The organism is Martinezella sp. CNPSo 3732 (assembly GCF_057784515.1).
The window spans coordinates 293,491-307,967 of the sequence record NZ_JBXSOO010000001.1 but is presented as its reverse complement, the minus strand read 5'-3'; the positions used below and the strand labels follow the sequence as shown (position 1 = coordinate 307,967).

General features: G+C 56.4%; 11 protein-coding genes. 4 read left to right on the top strand and 7 right to left on the bottom strand.

Features of this window, described 5'->3' with window-relative positions; translation table 11 throughout:
* Window positions 1-443: 443 nt before the first annotated feature.
* Window positions 444-659 (top strand): hypothetical protein, encoded by a 216-nt coding sequence (locus tag AC13RM_RS01330; RefSeq protein ID WP_488554461.1) that lies wholly within the window; start codon window positions 444-446, stop codon window positions 657-659.
* 39 nt (window positions 660-698) lie between these two features.
* Here the strand turns inward: AC13RM_RS01330 and AC13RM_RS01325 are convergent, their stop codons facing one another.
* A complete protein-coding gene (locus AC13RM_RS01325; RefSeq protein ID WP_488554460.1) occupies window positions 699-2,474 on the bottom strand; it encodes a thiamine pyrophosphate-dependent enzyme in 1,776 nt (591 codons plus the stop codon).
* 131 nt (window positions 2,475-2,605) lie between these two features.
* Window positions 2,606-3,790: a 2-isopropylmalate synthase gene (locus tag AC13RM_RS01320; protein WP_113229045.1), complete on the bottom strand. Its 1,185-nt coding sequence runs from the start codon at window positions 3,788-3,790 to the stop codon at window positions 2,606-2,608.
* 949 nt (window positions 3,791-4,739) lie between these two features.
* Between AC13RM_RS01320 and AC13RM_RS01315 the strand changes: the two genes are divergently transcribed.
* Window positions 4,740-5,198 (top strand): hypothetical protein, encoded by a 459-nt coding sequence (locus tag AC13RM_RS01315; RefSeq protein WP_488554652.1) that lies wholly within the window; start codon window positions 4,740-4,742, stop codon window positions 5,196-5,198.
* A gap of 370 nt (window positions 5,199-5,568) precedes the next feature.
* Entirely contained in the window at window positions 5,569-6,747 is a 1,179-nt protein-coding gene (locus AC13RM_RS01310; RefSeq protein ID WP_440477862.1) for an adenylate/guanylate cyclase domain-containing protein, read from the top strand.
* 474 nt (window positions 6,748-7,221) lie between these two features.
* On the opposite strand, the gene AC13RM_RS01305 is transcribed toward AC13RM_RS01310, so the two are convergent.
* From AC13RM_RS01305 to AC13RM_RS01290, 4 genes are all read right to left on the bottom strand, one after another.
* A complete protein-coding gene (locus AC13RM_RS01305; protein WP_440477852.1) occupies window positions 7,222-8,151 on the bottom strand; it encodes an MYG1 family protein in 930 nt (309 codons plus the stop codon).
* A gap of 208 nt (window positions 8,152-8,359) precedes the next feature.
* Entirely contained in the window at window positions 8,360-9,193 is an 834-nt protein-coding gene (locus AC13RM_RS01300; RefSeq protein ID WP_374816734.1) for a carbohydrate ABC transporter permease, read from the bottom strand.
* Window positions 9,190-10,086 (bottom strand): carbohydrate ABC transporter permease, encoded by an 897-nt coding sequence (locus tag AC13RM_RS01295; protein WP_374816735.1) that lies wholly within the window; start codon window positions 10,084-10,086, stop codon window positions 9,190-9,192. Before AC13RM_RS01295 ends, AC13RM_RS01300 begins: the two co-directional genes overlap by 4 nt.
* Before the next feature lie 128 nt (window positions 10,087-10,214).
* Complete coding sequence (locus tag AC13RM_RS01290; protein ID WP_374816736.1) at window positions 10,215-11,549, bottom strand: extracellular solute-binding protein; 1,335 nt, start codon at window positions 11,547-11,549, stop codon at window positions 10,215-10,217.
* Window positions 11,550-11,785: 236 nt separating this feature from the next.
* Here AC13RM_RS01290 and AC13RM_RS01285 point away from each other — a divergent pair, with 236 nt between their 5' ends.
* A complete protein-coding gene (locus AC13RM_RS01285; protein WP_374816737.1) occupies window positions 11,786-12,409 on the top strand; it encodes a GNAT family N-acetyltransferase in 624 nt (207 codons plus the stop codon).
* 26 nt (window positions 12,410-12,435) lie between these two features.
* Here the strand turns inward: AC13RM_RS01285 and AC13RM_RS01280 are convergent, their stop codons facing one another.
* On the bottom strand, window positions 12,436-14,190 hold the full coding sequence (locus AC13RM_RS01280; protein WP_374816849.1) for a glucosidase family protein: 1,755 nt from the start codon (window positions 14,188-14,190) through the stop codon (window positions 12,436-12,438).
* Window positions 14,191-14,477 lie beyond the last annotated feature (287 nt).

The following is a 14,477-nucleotide window of genomic DNA, read 5'->3' as shown; positions in this document are numbered from 1 at the left end:
GGCGGTTGCGGCGGTTTTCAGCGGGACTTTTTCTGGGCAATTCCAAGTAGTCTCATTTCGGGAGTGATGGCTTTGATTGTACCCATCGCTGTCGCCCACCCCTATTTTCATTTGATGCAAATACATTCAATGCGACACAGCCGAGAATGCCAACCGGGAACGTCAGCAATTTCAAGACATGGGCGCGCTCGTGGCTGTGGAACGGTGCGCCGCAATGGCTGTGATAGCGCATTGTTGAAGTTTACCCATCGACGACATCGGCGTTGCCGATATCGCTCCCAAGCACTACAACCATTCATTGAATATGCGAATTGCTTATCGTACAGACGAGCAAATGATGCCATTATTCTGGAAAAATGGCGTTACAGCAGTTGCCTGCGCTTACCTCCGCTATACCTTGTCGACAAATATGGACGTCTGTCGTCATGGAGGAGAGCATCGTCATGCCAGATAAGCAATGGCTGATCGGTTTTGCAGATCAATCGAAGCGGCAATGCCACGAGCAACTCCAGCGGACAATCGATGCGGCCGTGCAGGATCTCCTGCAAGATGGATCGGAACCTCAGTGCATAGCGGAAGCTCTGCTCGAAATCGCCGACAACTATTTCGATACGGTCATCCGTGACATGGAGATGACGCCTCCGACACCATTGCATTGATCTGGTGCATTGATCTGGCATCGGCCGCTTCGGGTGACGCTAGAGGTTGTTGGCCCGCGGATTTTGTCCCACCACTTGCTCTGCATCGACGGGTACCTCGACCAGGATGGATGAGCGACCGGGGCCGTAGCTTTCGCGCATGATCTCAGGCAGGTTGCTTAGATCCGGCATCAGCCTGCGGCTCTCCCAACCGCACGCGCGCGCCATCGCTCCAAAGTCGATGCGGTGCAGATCGCTGTGGTAGCGATCGGACGAATAGTCGGGAATGACCACGGGCAGGCCTTGCACCATGATGCCAAGCGCGCCGTTGTCCAGTACGAACAGGACGAGCCCCAAGGATCGCGCCTCAGCCAGGCAACCGGCAATCAGGCGGAAGCAGCCATCACCCGTAAAAGCGAAGACCGCCGCGTCCGGTTTCGCAAGCTTTGCGCCGATTGCCGCGCCGAATGCTCCGCCCATTGCCGAACCGCGATAGAGCGAATGGAAGCGGACGTCCGGATGCGGGCGCTGCGTGACATATTGACGATCTTTGTAGGCCAGGCACACATCGTCGAATGCGACGCTTCCCGGCCGCCAATGACGATCGAGCTCCTGATAAAATCGGGCGATATCGATCGTCCCGGCGCGTGGCGGCATGATCTCGCGATCATTGAGATCAGCCACGAAAGCCGGTGCCGGAGGACGCGGCAGCTGAAGACCCTCGAGCCGACCTATCGCTTCGCTCAGAACCTGATCGATCGGGCCTCGAACATCGAAATATTCGCCGCGCACACGATGCCGAAACTCGCCCCCAACGCTGCCGTATGGGGCGGCCAGATTGGTGAAATTCCATGTCGCATGGGCGGGTATGTCAGAGAAATTAAGGGTATATTCGTCAGGGCAAAAGCCGAGGGTAATGACGATATCGTCAGGGCCGAGGCTTCTCCAGAGCTGCATTGCGCGATCGTTGCCGCCAAATCCCAGATAGCCGAAACCGAAGACATTGTTGCGCGCCACCGCATTTGCCCCGTTTATGCTCCAGACGATCGGTACCTGTAACACCTTGCACAAACGCGTGGTGAGGACGGGCATATACGGATACATGGCCGCCTCTTCTCCAGCGAGCACGATCACCCGGCGCCCAGCCGATTGCCGCGGGAATTCGGCGAGAAAATGGGCGAGCGACCCATGGTCGATCTTGTTCGGTTTATGGGCGTAGTCACCGCGCCAAGGCGTATGGACCGGCTCAGGCACCAATTTTCCAAGTGCCTCCGGCGGCATCAGAAGTGCGATGGGCGAGCCCTGATCGAGGTATTTGCGGGCCTCGTCAAGCTGTTCTCCGATACGTTCTGGATCGTTCAGGACGAATGTGCCTGATGGCAGCTCGGCCATCAGCTGAGCCACGACATCGGCACCTTCCGGGCTCGTGTCCTGCAATGGTGCACGATATCGCGTATCCGCCGGGCTGAGAGGAATGAGGTAGATTGCGGGAATATTGTGCAATTTCGCATCGCTCAGGCCGCAGGTCAGCAGCCGCGTTGCTGCTCCCGTCGTCGCAATGGCTGCGCCGATTTTCCCGCTTGCCAGATAGTATCCCAACGGAATGAAGCCGGCGACATACTCTCCGATATTGAAGAAAACCGGAAATTCGGTACCGTCTTGGAGAGAAACCATCGGCTCGAGATGTTTGAGCAAATGGATGACCCCTCCCCCGGTGACGCCGGCATAATGACGCACATGCCAGGTCGCAAGCGTTTCGATCAGGAATTCATATCCTGTTTTCGGCTTGACGACCTGAACATCACTCGCCGTTCCGACTGCAAGATTCACCGTCATTGGCTCGCTTCTCCGCTATGACCTTTTCCTGAACTCAGCAATGTATTGACGTTCGTTCCCCGGACCAGTCGGCCCGAAGAAAGCGCGGTTCCGGCATCGAGCGATCCCGATTACATGCTCCGACGGCCGATTTATGCGATGCTTTTTTCCCGCGAGAACGCTTCCACACCCGCAACCGTCGCCAGAAGATCCTCATCGCAAAGCGATGCCTTCTGATCGGCGATATCCTTGAAACGAGAGAAAGCGAGATCGAGATCGGCATCGGAGCCGAACTCGACGCCGAGCGAGCGCATGCACATGCGAAAACCGTTGCGACCCGAATTCTTTCCGAGCACCAACCGATACTCGTCGGCGCCGACCTCCGCCGCCGTCATGATTTGATAGGTCAACGGGTTCTTCAGCATGCCATCCTGGTGAATGCCGGACTGATGCGAGAAGGCATTCCTGCCGACGATCGCTTTGTTCGGCTGCACGACGAAACCCGTGATCTCCGAGACGAGCCTGGATGCAGCGGTCAATCGTCGGGTTTCAACGGACGTCCGGCATCGGAAAAAATCCTCGCGCGTATGCAGTGCCATGACAATCTCTTCAAGCGACGCGTTGCCCGCTCGCTCACCAATGCCGTTGATCGTGCATTCGATCTGGCGCGCGCCCTGCCGCGTCGCCTCGAGCGAGTTGGAAACAGCCATGCCGAGATCATTGTGACAATGCGCGGAGAATACGGCCTTATCAGCATTTGGCACTGTATTGCGCAGATAGGTGAATAGCTTGCCGTATTCGTACGGCGTGGCGTAGCCGACCGTATCAGGCAGGCTGACCGTCGTCGCACCGGCTTTGATCACCTGCTCCACGAAGCGGGCAAGAAACTCCGGCTCCGACCGGCTCGCATCCTCGCAGGAAAACTCGATATCCTCGGAATAGCGTCGTGCGTGGGCCACCGCGCGAACAGCATGCTCGAGCACGTTTTCCGGTGTCATTTGCAACTTGTATTTCATGTGAATGGGCGAGGTTGCCAGCACGATATGGATACGGGACGACGCCGCACCGGAAACAGCTTCCGCAGTCAGATCGATGTCGCGCTCGACCGCGCGGCTCAGGCTGCAAATCGTGCTGTCCTTGACGACGCGCGCCACGGCCTTGATCGCCTCGAACTCGCCCGGACTGGAGACCGCAAAGCCGGCCTCGATCACGTCGACCTTCAGGCCCTCAAGCATAAGTGCAATTTCCACCTTTTCCCCGGCGTCGAGGTTGATGCCGGGGCTTTGCTCGCCGTCACGCAAAGTAGTGTCAAAGATAATGATCTTTTCAGTGTTCATGCGACTCTCCCGATCAATTGAAGCATCGGCTTTGCCGAATTCCTAAGGCTGGCTGTATGGCACTACATGCACGTCATGGATGATCGATGCCTCAGACACGTTTCATGCCTGCGGCGAAAATCCATCATCGGATGCAAGTCTCGTCAGATCTGATCCTGGTTGCCCTGCGCTTTGCTAACATGCAAAGCGGGCAAAGCGCTTCACGCTTGGGCCGGCATCCACGCCTGCGTCGTCGTCGAAATTTTGCAACTCCTGAAGTACGCGTCCCATTCCGATCCCTGGCTTCGATCGGCTCTGATATCCCTCACCCCGGGCTGCGCCGGCTCCGAAGCGGAATGCAATGCAACATATGTGTGATCGGAAGGGAGCTTTGTCCCCACGCAGGCGCGGCAGGCATATAGATAAACGAGCTCCCAAGCGGCCGCACGGCTCGCATATGGCCGTTGCAGGACAGTCCTGGCCACCTCGATTTTCGGAGCAAAAATTTCAAAACCTGAGAATTGAATGTCCATAGCGCACCGAATGGTTACCATGGCGAGGATGGCTGCATTCGAGGCGGCGGTATTTTAGAAAACTATGGACTATTTTTAGGAAATTACGGCTTTTGCTGAGTCAACGACACGTGTCGCCACTTTGCCACACTTGCTTCTGCCAGCCAGCATTTCAATGATATGACGTACCCCGGCTGCTCTTCGGAAGCATCCCACACTTCGATTGCCTGCACCTGCGCGCCTATTGGCGGTTTTCCGGCATCCGGGCGATCCACTCGCACGGACTTTCCGTGCCCGCCGATATTTCCGTGATCGGTTTCGATGACCTGCCCGTTATGGAATTGTCAGGTTTACCGAGTTAGTTAATGACTGCCTGTGGAGCGGTGATCAGCAAGGATGCAGTTGTTTTGGGGAATGTATTCGTTAGAGTGAATGGATTATCAAACATCGCGGCGATCATGCTTGCCATGAGTATTACCGTGCCGGCACTGGCCGGATCGGCAGATCATCTTTGGTCGCAAGATCTGGTAAGCCATTGCGAGTTCGTTGCCCCCGCATCCCTGACGAATGGGCCTGCGTTCTGGACAGGAGCCTGTGTCGACGGGAAGGCCTCGGGTGCGGGCATGTTGCGACGCCGCGACGGCAACCGCGCCGGACCGGCTTTTTTTGGCCGAATGAAGCACGGCCTTCCCGAGATCGGCGTCGTCGATTTGGGCGATGGATATCGGGCTGGTACGTTCAGTGACGATGACATCGGCGGCGGAGCCGAGCTTGAGCCTCAGGTCAGGATTGACGCGTTTCGCATCGCGGCTGAGGCTGCGAGGAAGGTTAGCGCAAAGTATGCCGCAGAGAAGAATTCGGCCTCGGCGCAACACTATGATGAGATTGCAAAGACGCTTGAACTTCAGATCGAATGACCGTGCACACAAAGGCCTCCACTTGGCAAAAGGCCGTCGCTTCAAGCGAAACAAACCTGCCAGATGGTGAAACCGTTGCGCCCACAATGAAGGATCGATTGCGTCGTTCGAGGACGACGCGATTAGGCGGTCAAGGCGTGGCAAGGTAAAGGCCGCCCAGTTTTACCCGTTTGGTTTCGCCATTATCTGCAAACATTTCGAAAAAGCGCATATCGATCTCGTGCTGCACGGCCTGCCGCTTCGCTTGTATGCACACAAGGTACTTTCGCCACTTTCCATGCTAGGCTGCCCATTGATATGAACCGGAACACCAAACCCGGTCGACGATTTTCAAACGTTGCCGTTCAGAGGAGCTTACGAAGTGACGCGGATGCGGGAGTTGGTCGACTGGATCATAGCTATGGGCCTGACCAGCGACAGCATCGAAGAGATCCTGACCGGAACTTCAGAACGGCTGACCAGGCTCAGCTATCCACTCGTTAGGACGTCGATAGCGATGCCGTCCATCGATCCGCTTCAGAGAGGCTCTTCTATTTCCTGGTCGCGGTCATCGGGCATCTCTCTCGAAATACAAGAGCATGGCGAAGCGGGTGACGCGATGTTTCGCCGCTCGCCTATTTCATATCTTCTTTCACGAGACCTCGATGCTGGGCGCTGGAGACTGCCGCCTGGCGGTGACGCAGCCGGGTTTCTGCTGCTCAACGAACTCTCCGATCTTGGGGCAACCGATTACCTGGTGAAACTTGTGCGGCTTCCCGGGGGAACTGCGCTGGCCGGTATCGGCTTCTCATTGGCTGTCGATAGCCCGGAGGGGTTCTCCCACAGCCAGATTGCCGCCCTGGATGAATTTCTACCTGCTCTCGCCCTTGCCTGCTGCCGCATCGCGGCGATGCGCGTCGCGACCGACATGCTCGCCGTTTATACCGGAGCCCGCACAAGCGGCCGCATTCTCAGCGGCCAGACACGGCGCGGCAACGGTGATGCCATCCACGCCGCCATCCTGCTTGCGGACCTGAAGAACTTTACGGCGCTAAACGAAGATTTTCCGCCTGAGCGTATCGTCGGTTGGCTAAACGAGCACTTCGACGCGATCGGGGGACCGGTTGAGCAGTTCGGCGGCGAGATCCTCAAATTCATGGGTGATAGCCTGCTTGCTATCTTCCCGACCGATATTGAAGATCCGGCTAACGCATGTGAAAAGGCCCTATCCGCCGCGAAGATGGCAATCGAGGCGAATGCAGCGGTCAACCGGGCACGCATGGTTTCCGAGGAACCCGAGCTCCTCGTCGATATAGTTCTGCATATCGGAGACGTATTCTATGGAAACGTCGGAGCTGCCCGCAGACTTGATTTCACGGCAGTCGGCAGAGCTGTCAACGAGGCGGCCCGGATGGAAAAGCTGTGCGATACGGTCGAACGCAACCTGTTGGCCTCCGAACTATTCGCTTCGCATGTCGAAGACGGATTTGAACGGCTCGGGATTTTCACGTTGAAAGGTGTGAGCGAGCCCGCCGCTGTTTACGGTCTGTCAGGTAACCCTGGCCGTTGATTATCGCCTCGATGCACACGTTTCTGCCGCGTCCGCACGTTTCCATCAACGCTTCGACAGCGATCTCAAGCTATTGCGAATTAGATCCGCTGGACGGGCCTTCTTCACATATTACTTTTCCACCGTCCGGGCTCTGCATACCGGTGTGACCTCCTTGCTGCTTGGTGTCCGGCGAAAAACCAGCCAGCAACTGCGCAAGTCGTTCTTTCGACATCGGCGGGGCGGATAAGCGCATGATAAGCCTCCCTTCTTGGTGTCGTGATCGTGCCAATGCATGCTCGTGAGAGCAACGGTGGCGCAGGATCATCCCCAATAATTTCAGCCGGGAGTATTTTCAGTCGATCTGAATAGCGTGCAATTCAAGGCAGTCCGGTTCTGATTGCAAAATGCGTTGCTTCCACATTCCGATCCGCTCAGTGCTTCGGGCGGAGTTTGCCCCGCGAAGCGGCGATGCGCTCGGCCCCGAGCCGATAGTCAACCGGCTCGTTGCTGCGCGTCTTTCACCGCCAAGTTGGCCAGAGCGAGCGCTGCCTCTCGCGTTTTGGCGGCGGCGATAAAACGGCCGTTGTGGCAGAAACTTGCGCCCTCGATGCCGGTCGCCACTTCCAGGTCGCGACCGCTCAACCCGGCCCAGCCCGCCGGAAGATCGGCGCGCAGTTCGAATCCTTCCTCCGCGCGACGAATTCCCGTCAGGCACCAGTCAGACTCGCGCGGATGGACTACGAACAGGAGATGATCGGCACCTGCCTTCACGATCGCCGGACGAAACGGCATACCCATCGGCAGTTCGAGAACGCGGCTCTCGCCGGCAGACTTAATCGCCTGCAGCACCAGAGCTTCGGCGCGCAGTTTCGCATGGATACCGGCAATCCTCGCTTCGACGAAATTGCGGGCAATCGCAACGGCAGCATGGAATGCCCGGTCTGTCGCCTCCGGGTCCGCATCATCGAAGACGGGCTTCAACGTTTCGAGCAACGACGGCAGGGTCAATCCGGCCAGCAGGCCGGCGCTATCCGGGCTGAGCGCACCATTGTCGACCAAGTCGATCGGCAAGACGAAGCCGGCATCGAAAGCAGCATGCACGGTCTCGACGAAGGCGCTCGGGACCAAGAGGACTGTCAGGTAGCCGCGACCGAAATGTTTCCAGATCAACCCGAACGAACTGAAGGGTCGACCATCTTCACGCTGCGGTGCGCCGCGCTGGTGATGATCGAATATCCCGGCGCCCGCATCATAAGCGCCCCCGACATCGTAGACGATGCGATCGGCGCCGGGCGTGATCCATTCCGGCGCCCTGCTGCGAACCAGCCGCGCGTCGGGGAAAAGCCGCGTGAGAATGACGCTGGACAACACTTCGTCGGCATGGAAGCCGCCGGAATGGGTGACGAGGAAATTGGGAGCCATACGGCTGGGACCTTACTGTTCGCGAATTGGACGGACAGGCAGATAACCAAATTTACGTGTCATCTCAACCGGCAGACCGATTAAAAGATCCTATAATTGCATGACCGCATTTGCGCGGGAACGCACGATGATCGGCGAAAGAAGATCCCCATCGCTTTATGGCGCCCAAGTGCACGCCGATCTCTTTAGAATCGAGATCAACGTGGTTTTACTTCGTCGCTCCAGCTGTGAGGCCTGTGATAAGTTTCCGCTGGAATATCATATAGGCAAGAATGAGAGGCCCGATGACGATGACGGCACCCGCCGTTAGCACAGGTGTATTGACCGTATAGCGCCCCTGGAAAAACAGCATGCCGATCGGCAGGGTGCGATAGTTATCGTCATTGACCAGAACAAGTGGAATAAGAAACTCGTTCCATGTCCAGATGAACAGGAACAATGCCAATGTGGACATCGACGGTAGCATCAAAGGTACGATAACTTTCGAAAGAATGTATCGTCTGGATGCTCCATCGAGAACTGCTGCTTCTATGATCTCCGATGGCAACTGCTGCATCGCACTTGCCATGAACATCGTCGCAAAGGGCAGCGACATGGCAATTTGCGGAAGGATCAACGCCGCATAGGTATTGATGAGTCCAACATATCGCATCTCGTAATAGAGCGGAATGATGAAGGCTTCGGTCGGCACCATCATGCCGATGGTCAAGAGAACGAAAATGGTGCGCCTGAAGGGAAAGCTCAGGAATGCGAAACTGAATCCCGTCAATGTCCCAAGTATGATGCTGGCGATAACCACAGGGAAAACGATCAGAACCGAATTGAGGAAATAGACGTTAAAATGACCCTCGATCCAAGCATTCGCATAATTCTCGAAATGTGGATAGGCGGGCAAAACGAATGCGCCCTGGATAAGATCGGTCCGGCTCTTCAGGGATGTCAATATGAGAAGCGCGAAAGGAATAACCGTCAGGATCGCAAAGAACCAAAGAATGATACGAGACGGCAAAATGGCACCTGCCCCATGAAAATTTCGGCTCACGATGCACTCCCTTCGTTCACTGGCCGCACCAGCCGATGAACGGCATAATTGATTGCGAAGACCAGAATCGCACCGATGATGGCGACGGCCGAGGCATAGCCATACCGATTCAATTGGAAGCCAAGTTCATACATGTAAATATTGGGAACGAGGGTCGCATTGGCCGGACCTCCCCGTGTCATCGTAAAGATCAGGTCAAAGCTCTTGATGGAGGCAATGATGGTGAGAAGGAGCGCGATACGTATTTCCGGCAGCAGGAGCGGCAGTGTGATGAAGAAGAAAATCCTGCTCCCTGATGCACCGTCGACCTTTGCCGCTTCAAACAGCGAGGGGTCGATCCGCTGAATACCGGAAAGAAACAGGACCATGCAGAAACCGAAGAAATACCAACTGGCGACGATGCCGACCGCCGGTAGGACAAAGGTGAAATCGCCAAGCCAGGGTAAAGCGATCGAACCCAGGCCAGCCAGCTTCAATGCCTGATTGATGGGGCCAAAGGCAGGATTGTAGAGCCAGTGCCAAATGATGCCAAGGACGGCGGTCGGCATGATATAGGGCAAAAACAGCAATGTGCGCAGTGCGAACTGCTCCCGCTGCCTGAGCGACCAGACCAATGCGGCAAGTGACAGGCCGACTACAATCGGGATGACGCAGTAAAACACCATGAAGAGAGCATTATTTTTCAATGCGACGTAGAAAGTCTCATCCGAAAGCAATTTCGCATAATTGCCGAAGCCAATCCAATTCGGCGAGCCGATCCCATTCCACTCGGTGAAGCTAATGCCGATTGCTGCGATAATAGGGCCGAGTACGAGAGCAAAATAAACCAGCAAACCAGGCAGAATATAAATGAGATTTCTGCCGGCGTTGGCATCGAGTGGTGAGCGTTTCATGCACCGTCTCATAGATATGCCAGGGGTCGACTGACGCCGCTCTGGCCGTGATCAGGATTGACGTAGCGAAGTTTCCCGCCGCTGCTTCTCGTCAAATGGAGCAGCAGCGGGATTGCTGTACCTGGCAATCACTTGCTCTTCATGTAGGCGGCATAATCGGCATCGAGCTTGCCGATCAGCTCTTCAGGCGTTTGTTTGTTCGCAAACAGCAGAGGCGTATTTTCATCAAACGTCTTGAGCATGGTGGGGCTCGCCCAATCGGGATAATGCCCGAGTGCATTGTCATCGTTCAACGATTTCCAGATCGCGATGCCCTCTTTCAGAAGCGGGGAAGCGTTGACCCCGGCATCTTCCGGAACCGGGGTCGCAGGCAGGTAGCCGGCGCGGGCCCAGGTCACGGATGCGTCCTTGGAGACCATGTAATTGATGTATTCGCCGGCGAGATCCTTCATTTTGTCGCTCTTGGCGAGGCTAGTGATCGCCCAGGCAAGGTCGACGCCGCCAACCGAAAGCGGATGCTTGATGCCGGCAGGCGCCGGGATCGGCATGAAATGGATATCCGGATTGTTCTGCATATCGCCGAAATACCAGGTTCCAGAAATCAGAAAGGCCCCTTGGCCGGCGACAAAAAGCTGAACGGCATCATCACCCGAGATGCCCTGGTAACCATCGGAGAAATAGCCGTTTGTTGCCCATTTCTGAGCAAGTCTCACCGATTCCAGATTGCCCGGCGTATTCCAGGTTCCGCCGCGGCCGTAGATCAGGTCATCGAGCGCCTTTCGATCGGACGCATCGATATGCGCCTGACTGATCCCTGCCAGCATATGGAGCGCCAGGTGGCCCTTGGCCGTGCCGATTGTCAGCGGTGGGGTGCCCGCCGCCTTAACCTTATCCAAGGCTGCAAGGAAATCGTCGAAATTCTTGATCGGCAGCTCGACTCCGGCGGCCTTCAAGACCTTTTCGTTGTAATAGAGGCCGACGATTTCGGCGAGCGACGAGATACCGTAGGTCTCGCCGACGCCGAACTCACCCTTGCTCGACCAGCGGTCACGCGCCAGGAGGCTATCGGACTGGTTTTTATCCCATCCATATTTCTTGAGATAAGTATCGACAGGAACGAGAAGGTTCTCCTTCACCATCGCGCCCATGTCGCCGGCGCCCTGGTTGACCTTGGTCACTACTGGACCATCGCCGGATGAAACCGCAAGCTTGAGCGTAAGATTTAGATCCTGGAAGTCGCGTACGGTATGGTCGAGCTTAACCTCAGGATGCGCCTTCTGGAAATTGGCGTTGAGCTCGGTCATCACGGCAGCCCGCGACTCCGAGTCATGGTCGTCCCAGACGGTAAGCGTCTCGGCAAAGACGGCCGTCGACATGCCGAGCCCGACGAACGTGACGCCCGCCAAAATTCCTGTCTTCTTCAGAATGGATGCCATGTTGATGGAGATGAAATTGCTAAACATTGATTGGTTCCCTCTAGCTGCGTTTTGGCAGTTCCTATCGTTTCCAACCGGCCGGTCCTGCTGAGACGAGCCGAATGTCTTGCCTCATCAGGCCTTTACTGGCCTGATGAATTTCCTTATCCTTTTCAAAAGATCAGCGGGCTTTCATCCCGCAAATGCAGTTCCTCAACCTTCCCAGTTTTACCGCTGCCTGATGTCAGTTCTCGCCGTGCAGCGGCCAGCAAATCGATGGTGCGATGCCTCCTAAGATCGACGATTATTTCATCCGCCCGGCCACCGAGGACGACGTTGACGCCCTCTTTCACATTTGCCTGGTGACGGCTGACGCGGGAGCCGACGCGAGCGCACTTTACAGCAATCCGCGCCTTCCCGGTTACGTATGGGCGGTGCCCTATCTCAAATTCGCTCCGGAATTCGCGTTCGTTCTTGCCAAACACGATCGGGTCGTCGGCTATGTTGTCGGTACGCCGGATACCGCCAGCTTTGACAAAGCGCTCGGCAGAGATTGGTGGCCGGTTGTCCGCCGCGAGATCGCCGGTCTTGTACCCAGCACGGAAAAAGACGCCGATGTTCTGGAGCGAATAGCCAATCCTCACAACGGCACGCCGGGCCTTGAAGAGACCTACCCTGCGCATCTTCACATCAATATTCTGCCTGAAGCCCAATCGGGCGGATGGGGACGCCTGATGATCCAGACGATGCTCGATAAGCTTTCGAGCCATGGCGTACCCGCAGTCCATCTTGGCGTCAGTCCCGCAAACGAACGCGCCAAGGGCTTCTACAGGCATCTCGGCTTCGAAGAACTCAGCCATGGCGATCACCTTGCCTTCGTCATGAGATTGGACAAGCCGGCAATCTGAACGCAAATCTTGCCGGCATCCGCTCATTACCTATCCTCCGCGTTCGCAGCCTCTAGGCCATATTTGAGGACGACTGCCGCCGGCATCGCACTCCATCCCTGCAGCAGGGAGCCGCGTCCATAGGGCGGCGAGAAATATTCGACCGCACCTGCCCAACCGTTAGCCAAGCAGGTTTCCCACCAGCGTACGAGGGCATAGCGCGCGCCACCGAGACCGTGGCGTATTCTTTCTTCCGCATAGACGCCGTCCCAATAGGGCCAATCCGATCCATTGTGATAGCGAAAGGGGAACGCGGTCTTCGATCTCACGTCACTTGCCCGTTTAAATGGTGGAAACGCGCAAAGGACGCCCCAATCGCCATAGGGCTGTTTCGTATTATTTCGAGCCTCCAGAGCCCCTTCCATCGCCTTCAGGAGACCAATCGCGCGCGTTTGCGAAATCGCCCCATAACGAGAGAGTGTCAGGCTATCGAGCACGAGATGATCCTCGACAAATCCATCGGGAGTGACGAAATCGGCGTAACCGTTTTTGCACGGGACGAAAAGCCTATCCTCGATTTCGGCACGAGCGGAGGCCGCTATCTCGCGTGCCTTCTGCGCCAATGCAGGATCATGCACGGCCCCCAGCTTGGCCACGCCATCCAATGCACCGACGAAAAGGCCGAGATTATAGGAGACGAGACCTTCCCGGTAGACATTGTCCGCCCAATCCCTGTCATTTCGCGGCTTCAACGGCAATACGCTGCCGGGGCCAGCAAGAGCCAGATATCGTTCAACGATGGCGGTCACAAGCGGCCAGTGCCGCAATGCTTCCGCCGTATCCCCTGTGGCGTCCACATAATCGACGAGAAAGAGGATGAAAAAAAGCGGGCTGTCAAAATGATCGCTCCACCAATCATCAGGACGATTATGATGCTCCGGGGCAGCCTTGCCACGATATTTCTCGGGATTTCGTTTGGCATCGAGAACGAAGTTCTGCCAGGCGCGCGATTGCGCCGGTCCCGTCAATATCACACCGCTCGGCGCCTCCCCGTCGGGCTGGATTCCCTTGGCCAAAAGTCGGATTTCATCGCGTACCGCTTCGGGTGCAAGCTTTAGCAGCATTTGCATCGTCCAATAGCCATCGCGATAATAGGTGCGGGCGGGCGCACTGTAAGCCTGACCCGCCGCCAAGCCGGCAAACACGCCATTCTCATCCAGCCGAATACTGGAAAGCGCGCCGTGCGCGCCTTGAATCACCATGCTGCGCATCACTGGATCGGCTTTGGGCTCGACGTCGCACCGGGCGACATAATTGGCGGCTTCTGCCACGATAGCGTCGCTTGCGAGGCTAAATGCAGCTTCAGCCTCCTCTTCAGAGGCCCCGGCCACTATGCGGATGTCTCCGTCACCGAGCTCGACGATCATCACACCCCAGCCGCTCACGACGATACGGCGGTTATTGCGTTTGACGATCTTGGTCCGCGGGCTGTCCTCATCAATCTCATGCCACCATGCACCGCGACGAGCCGGATAGATTCCTGCCAGGCGAGCGTTGCGGATCAGGAGAATGGGCTTTGACTGGGCGACAAAGATGCCGCCCGCTTCGGCGATGATCCTGTTTGGACCGTAAACGTAAGGTCCGGCAAGCTTGGAAAAACGTATGCGTCCCAGACGACCGCTTCCCCAAAGAGCGAGATCAAGATAGCCGCCGGGATGCGCGTCCGCCTGCAATCGAGGCGCCATGATCGGCAGAATGACCGGATGCCTGGTGGTGATTTCGCCTTGGGACGTGGGGGTCATCATGGCAAATCAAGCACCTTTCACCGCGCGGTGTCGGAAATGGGATGACGTATAAAAATCAGGCGGCAATACCAAACAATCTTGCCGAATTGGAGCGCTATAAAGTCCGCGGCATAGGCGAAACGAGCTTTCTCATCCGTTGACCTCGCTTTCATGACTCCTCGCAATTTGCTTAGTCATCGGGGAAGTCTACAAATCAGGCGCCGAATTTGTCAATGACATGGACAAATTAAATGATTTCGCCTGGCCAACCGACTGAGAGTTACTTGCTTTTTATTCATTTTCAC

Excerpts from the sequence above, each read along its gene's own strand:
- AC13RM_RS01315 (WP_488554652.1), top strand. The coding sequence starts at position 4,740 with ATGCTTGCCATGAGTATTACCGTGCCGGCACTGGCCGGATCGGCAGAT.
- AC13RM_RS01290 (WP_374816736.1), bottom strand. The coding sequence starts at position 11,549 with ATGTTTAGCAATTTCATCTCCATCAACATGGCATCCATTCTGAAGAAG.
- AC13RM_RS01310 (WP_440477862.1), top strand. The coding sequence starts at position 5,569 with ATGCGGGAGTTGGTCGACTGGATCATAGCTATGGGCCTGACCAGCGAC.
- AC13RM_RS01285 (WP_374816737.1), top strand. The coding sequence starts at position 11,786 with ATGCCTCCTAAGATCGACGATTATTTCATCCGCCCGGCCACCGAGGAC.
- AC13RM_RS01325 (WP_488554460.1), bottom strand. The coding sequence starts at position 2,474 with ATGACGGTGAATCTTGCAGTCGGAACGGCGAGTGATGTTCAGGTCGTC.
- AC13RM_RS01320 (WP_113229045.1), bottom strand. The coding sequence starts at position 3,790 with ATGAACACTGAAAAGATCATTATCTTTGACACTACTTTGCGTGACGGC.
- AC13RM_RS01330 (WP_488554461.1), top strand. The coding sequence starts at position 444 with ATGCCAGATAAGCAATGGCTGATCGGTTTTGCAGATCAATCGAAGCGG.
- AC13RM_RS01280 (WP_374816849.1), bottom strand. The coding sequence starts at position 14,190 with ATGACCCCCACGTCCCAAGGCGAAATCACCACCAGGCATCCGGTCATT.
- AC13RM_RS01295 (WP_374816735.1), bottom strand. The coding sequence starts at position 10,086 with ATGAAACGCTCACCACTCGATGCCAACGCCGGCAGAAATCTCATTTAT.
- AC13RM_RS01305 (WP_440477852.1), bottom strand. The coding sequence starts at position 8,151 with ATGGCTCCCAATTTCCTCGTCACCCATTCCGGCGGCTTCCATGCCGAC.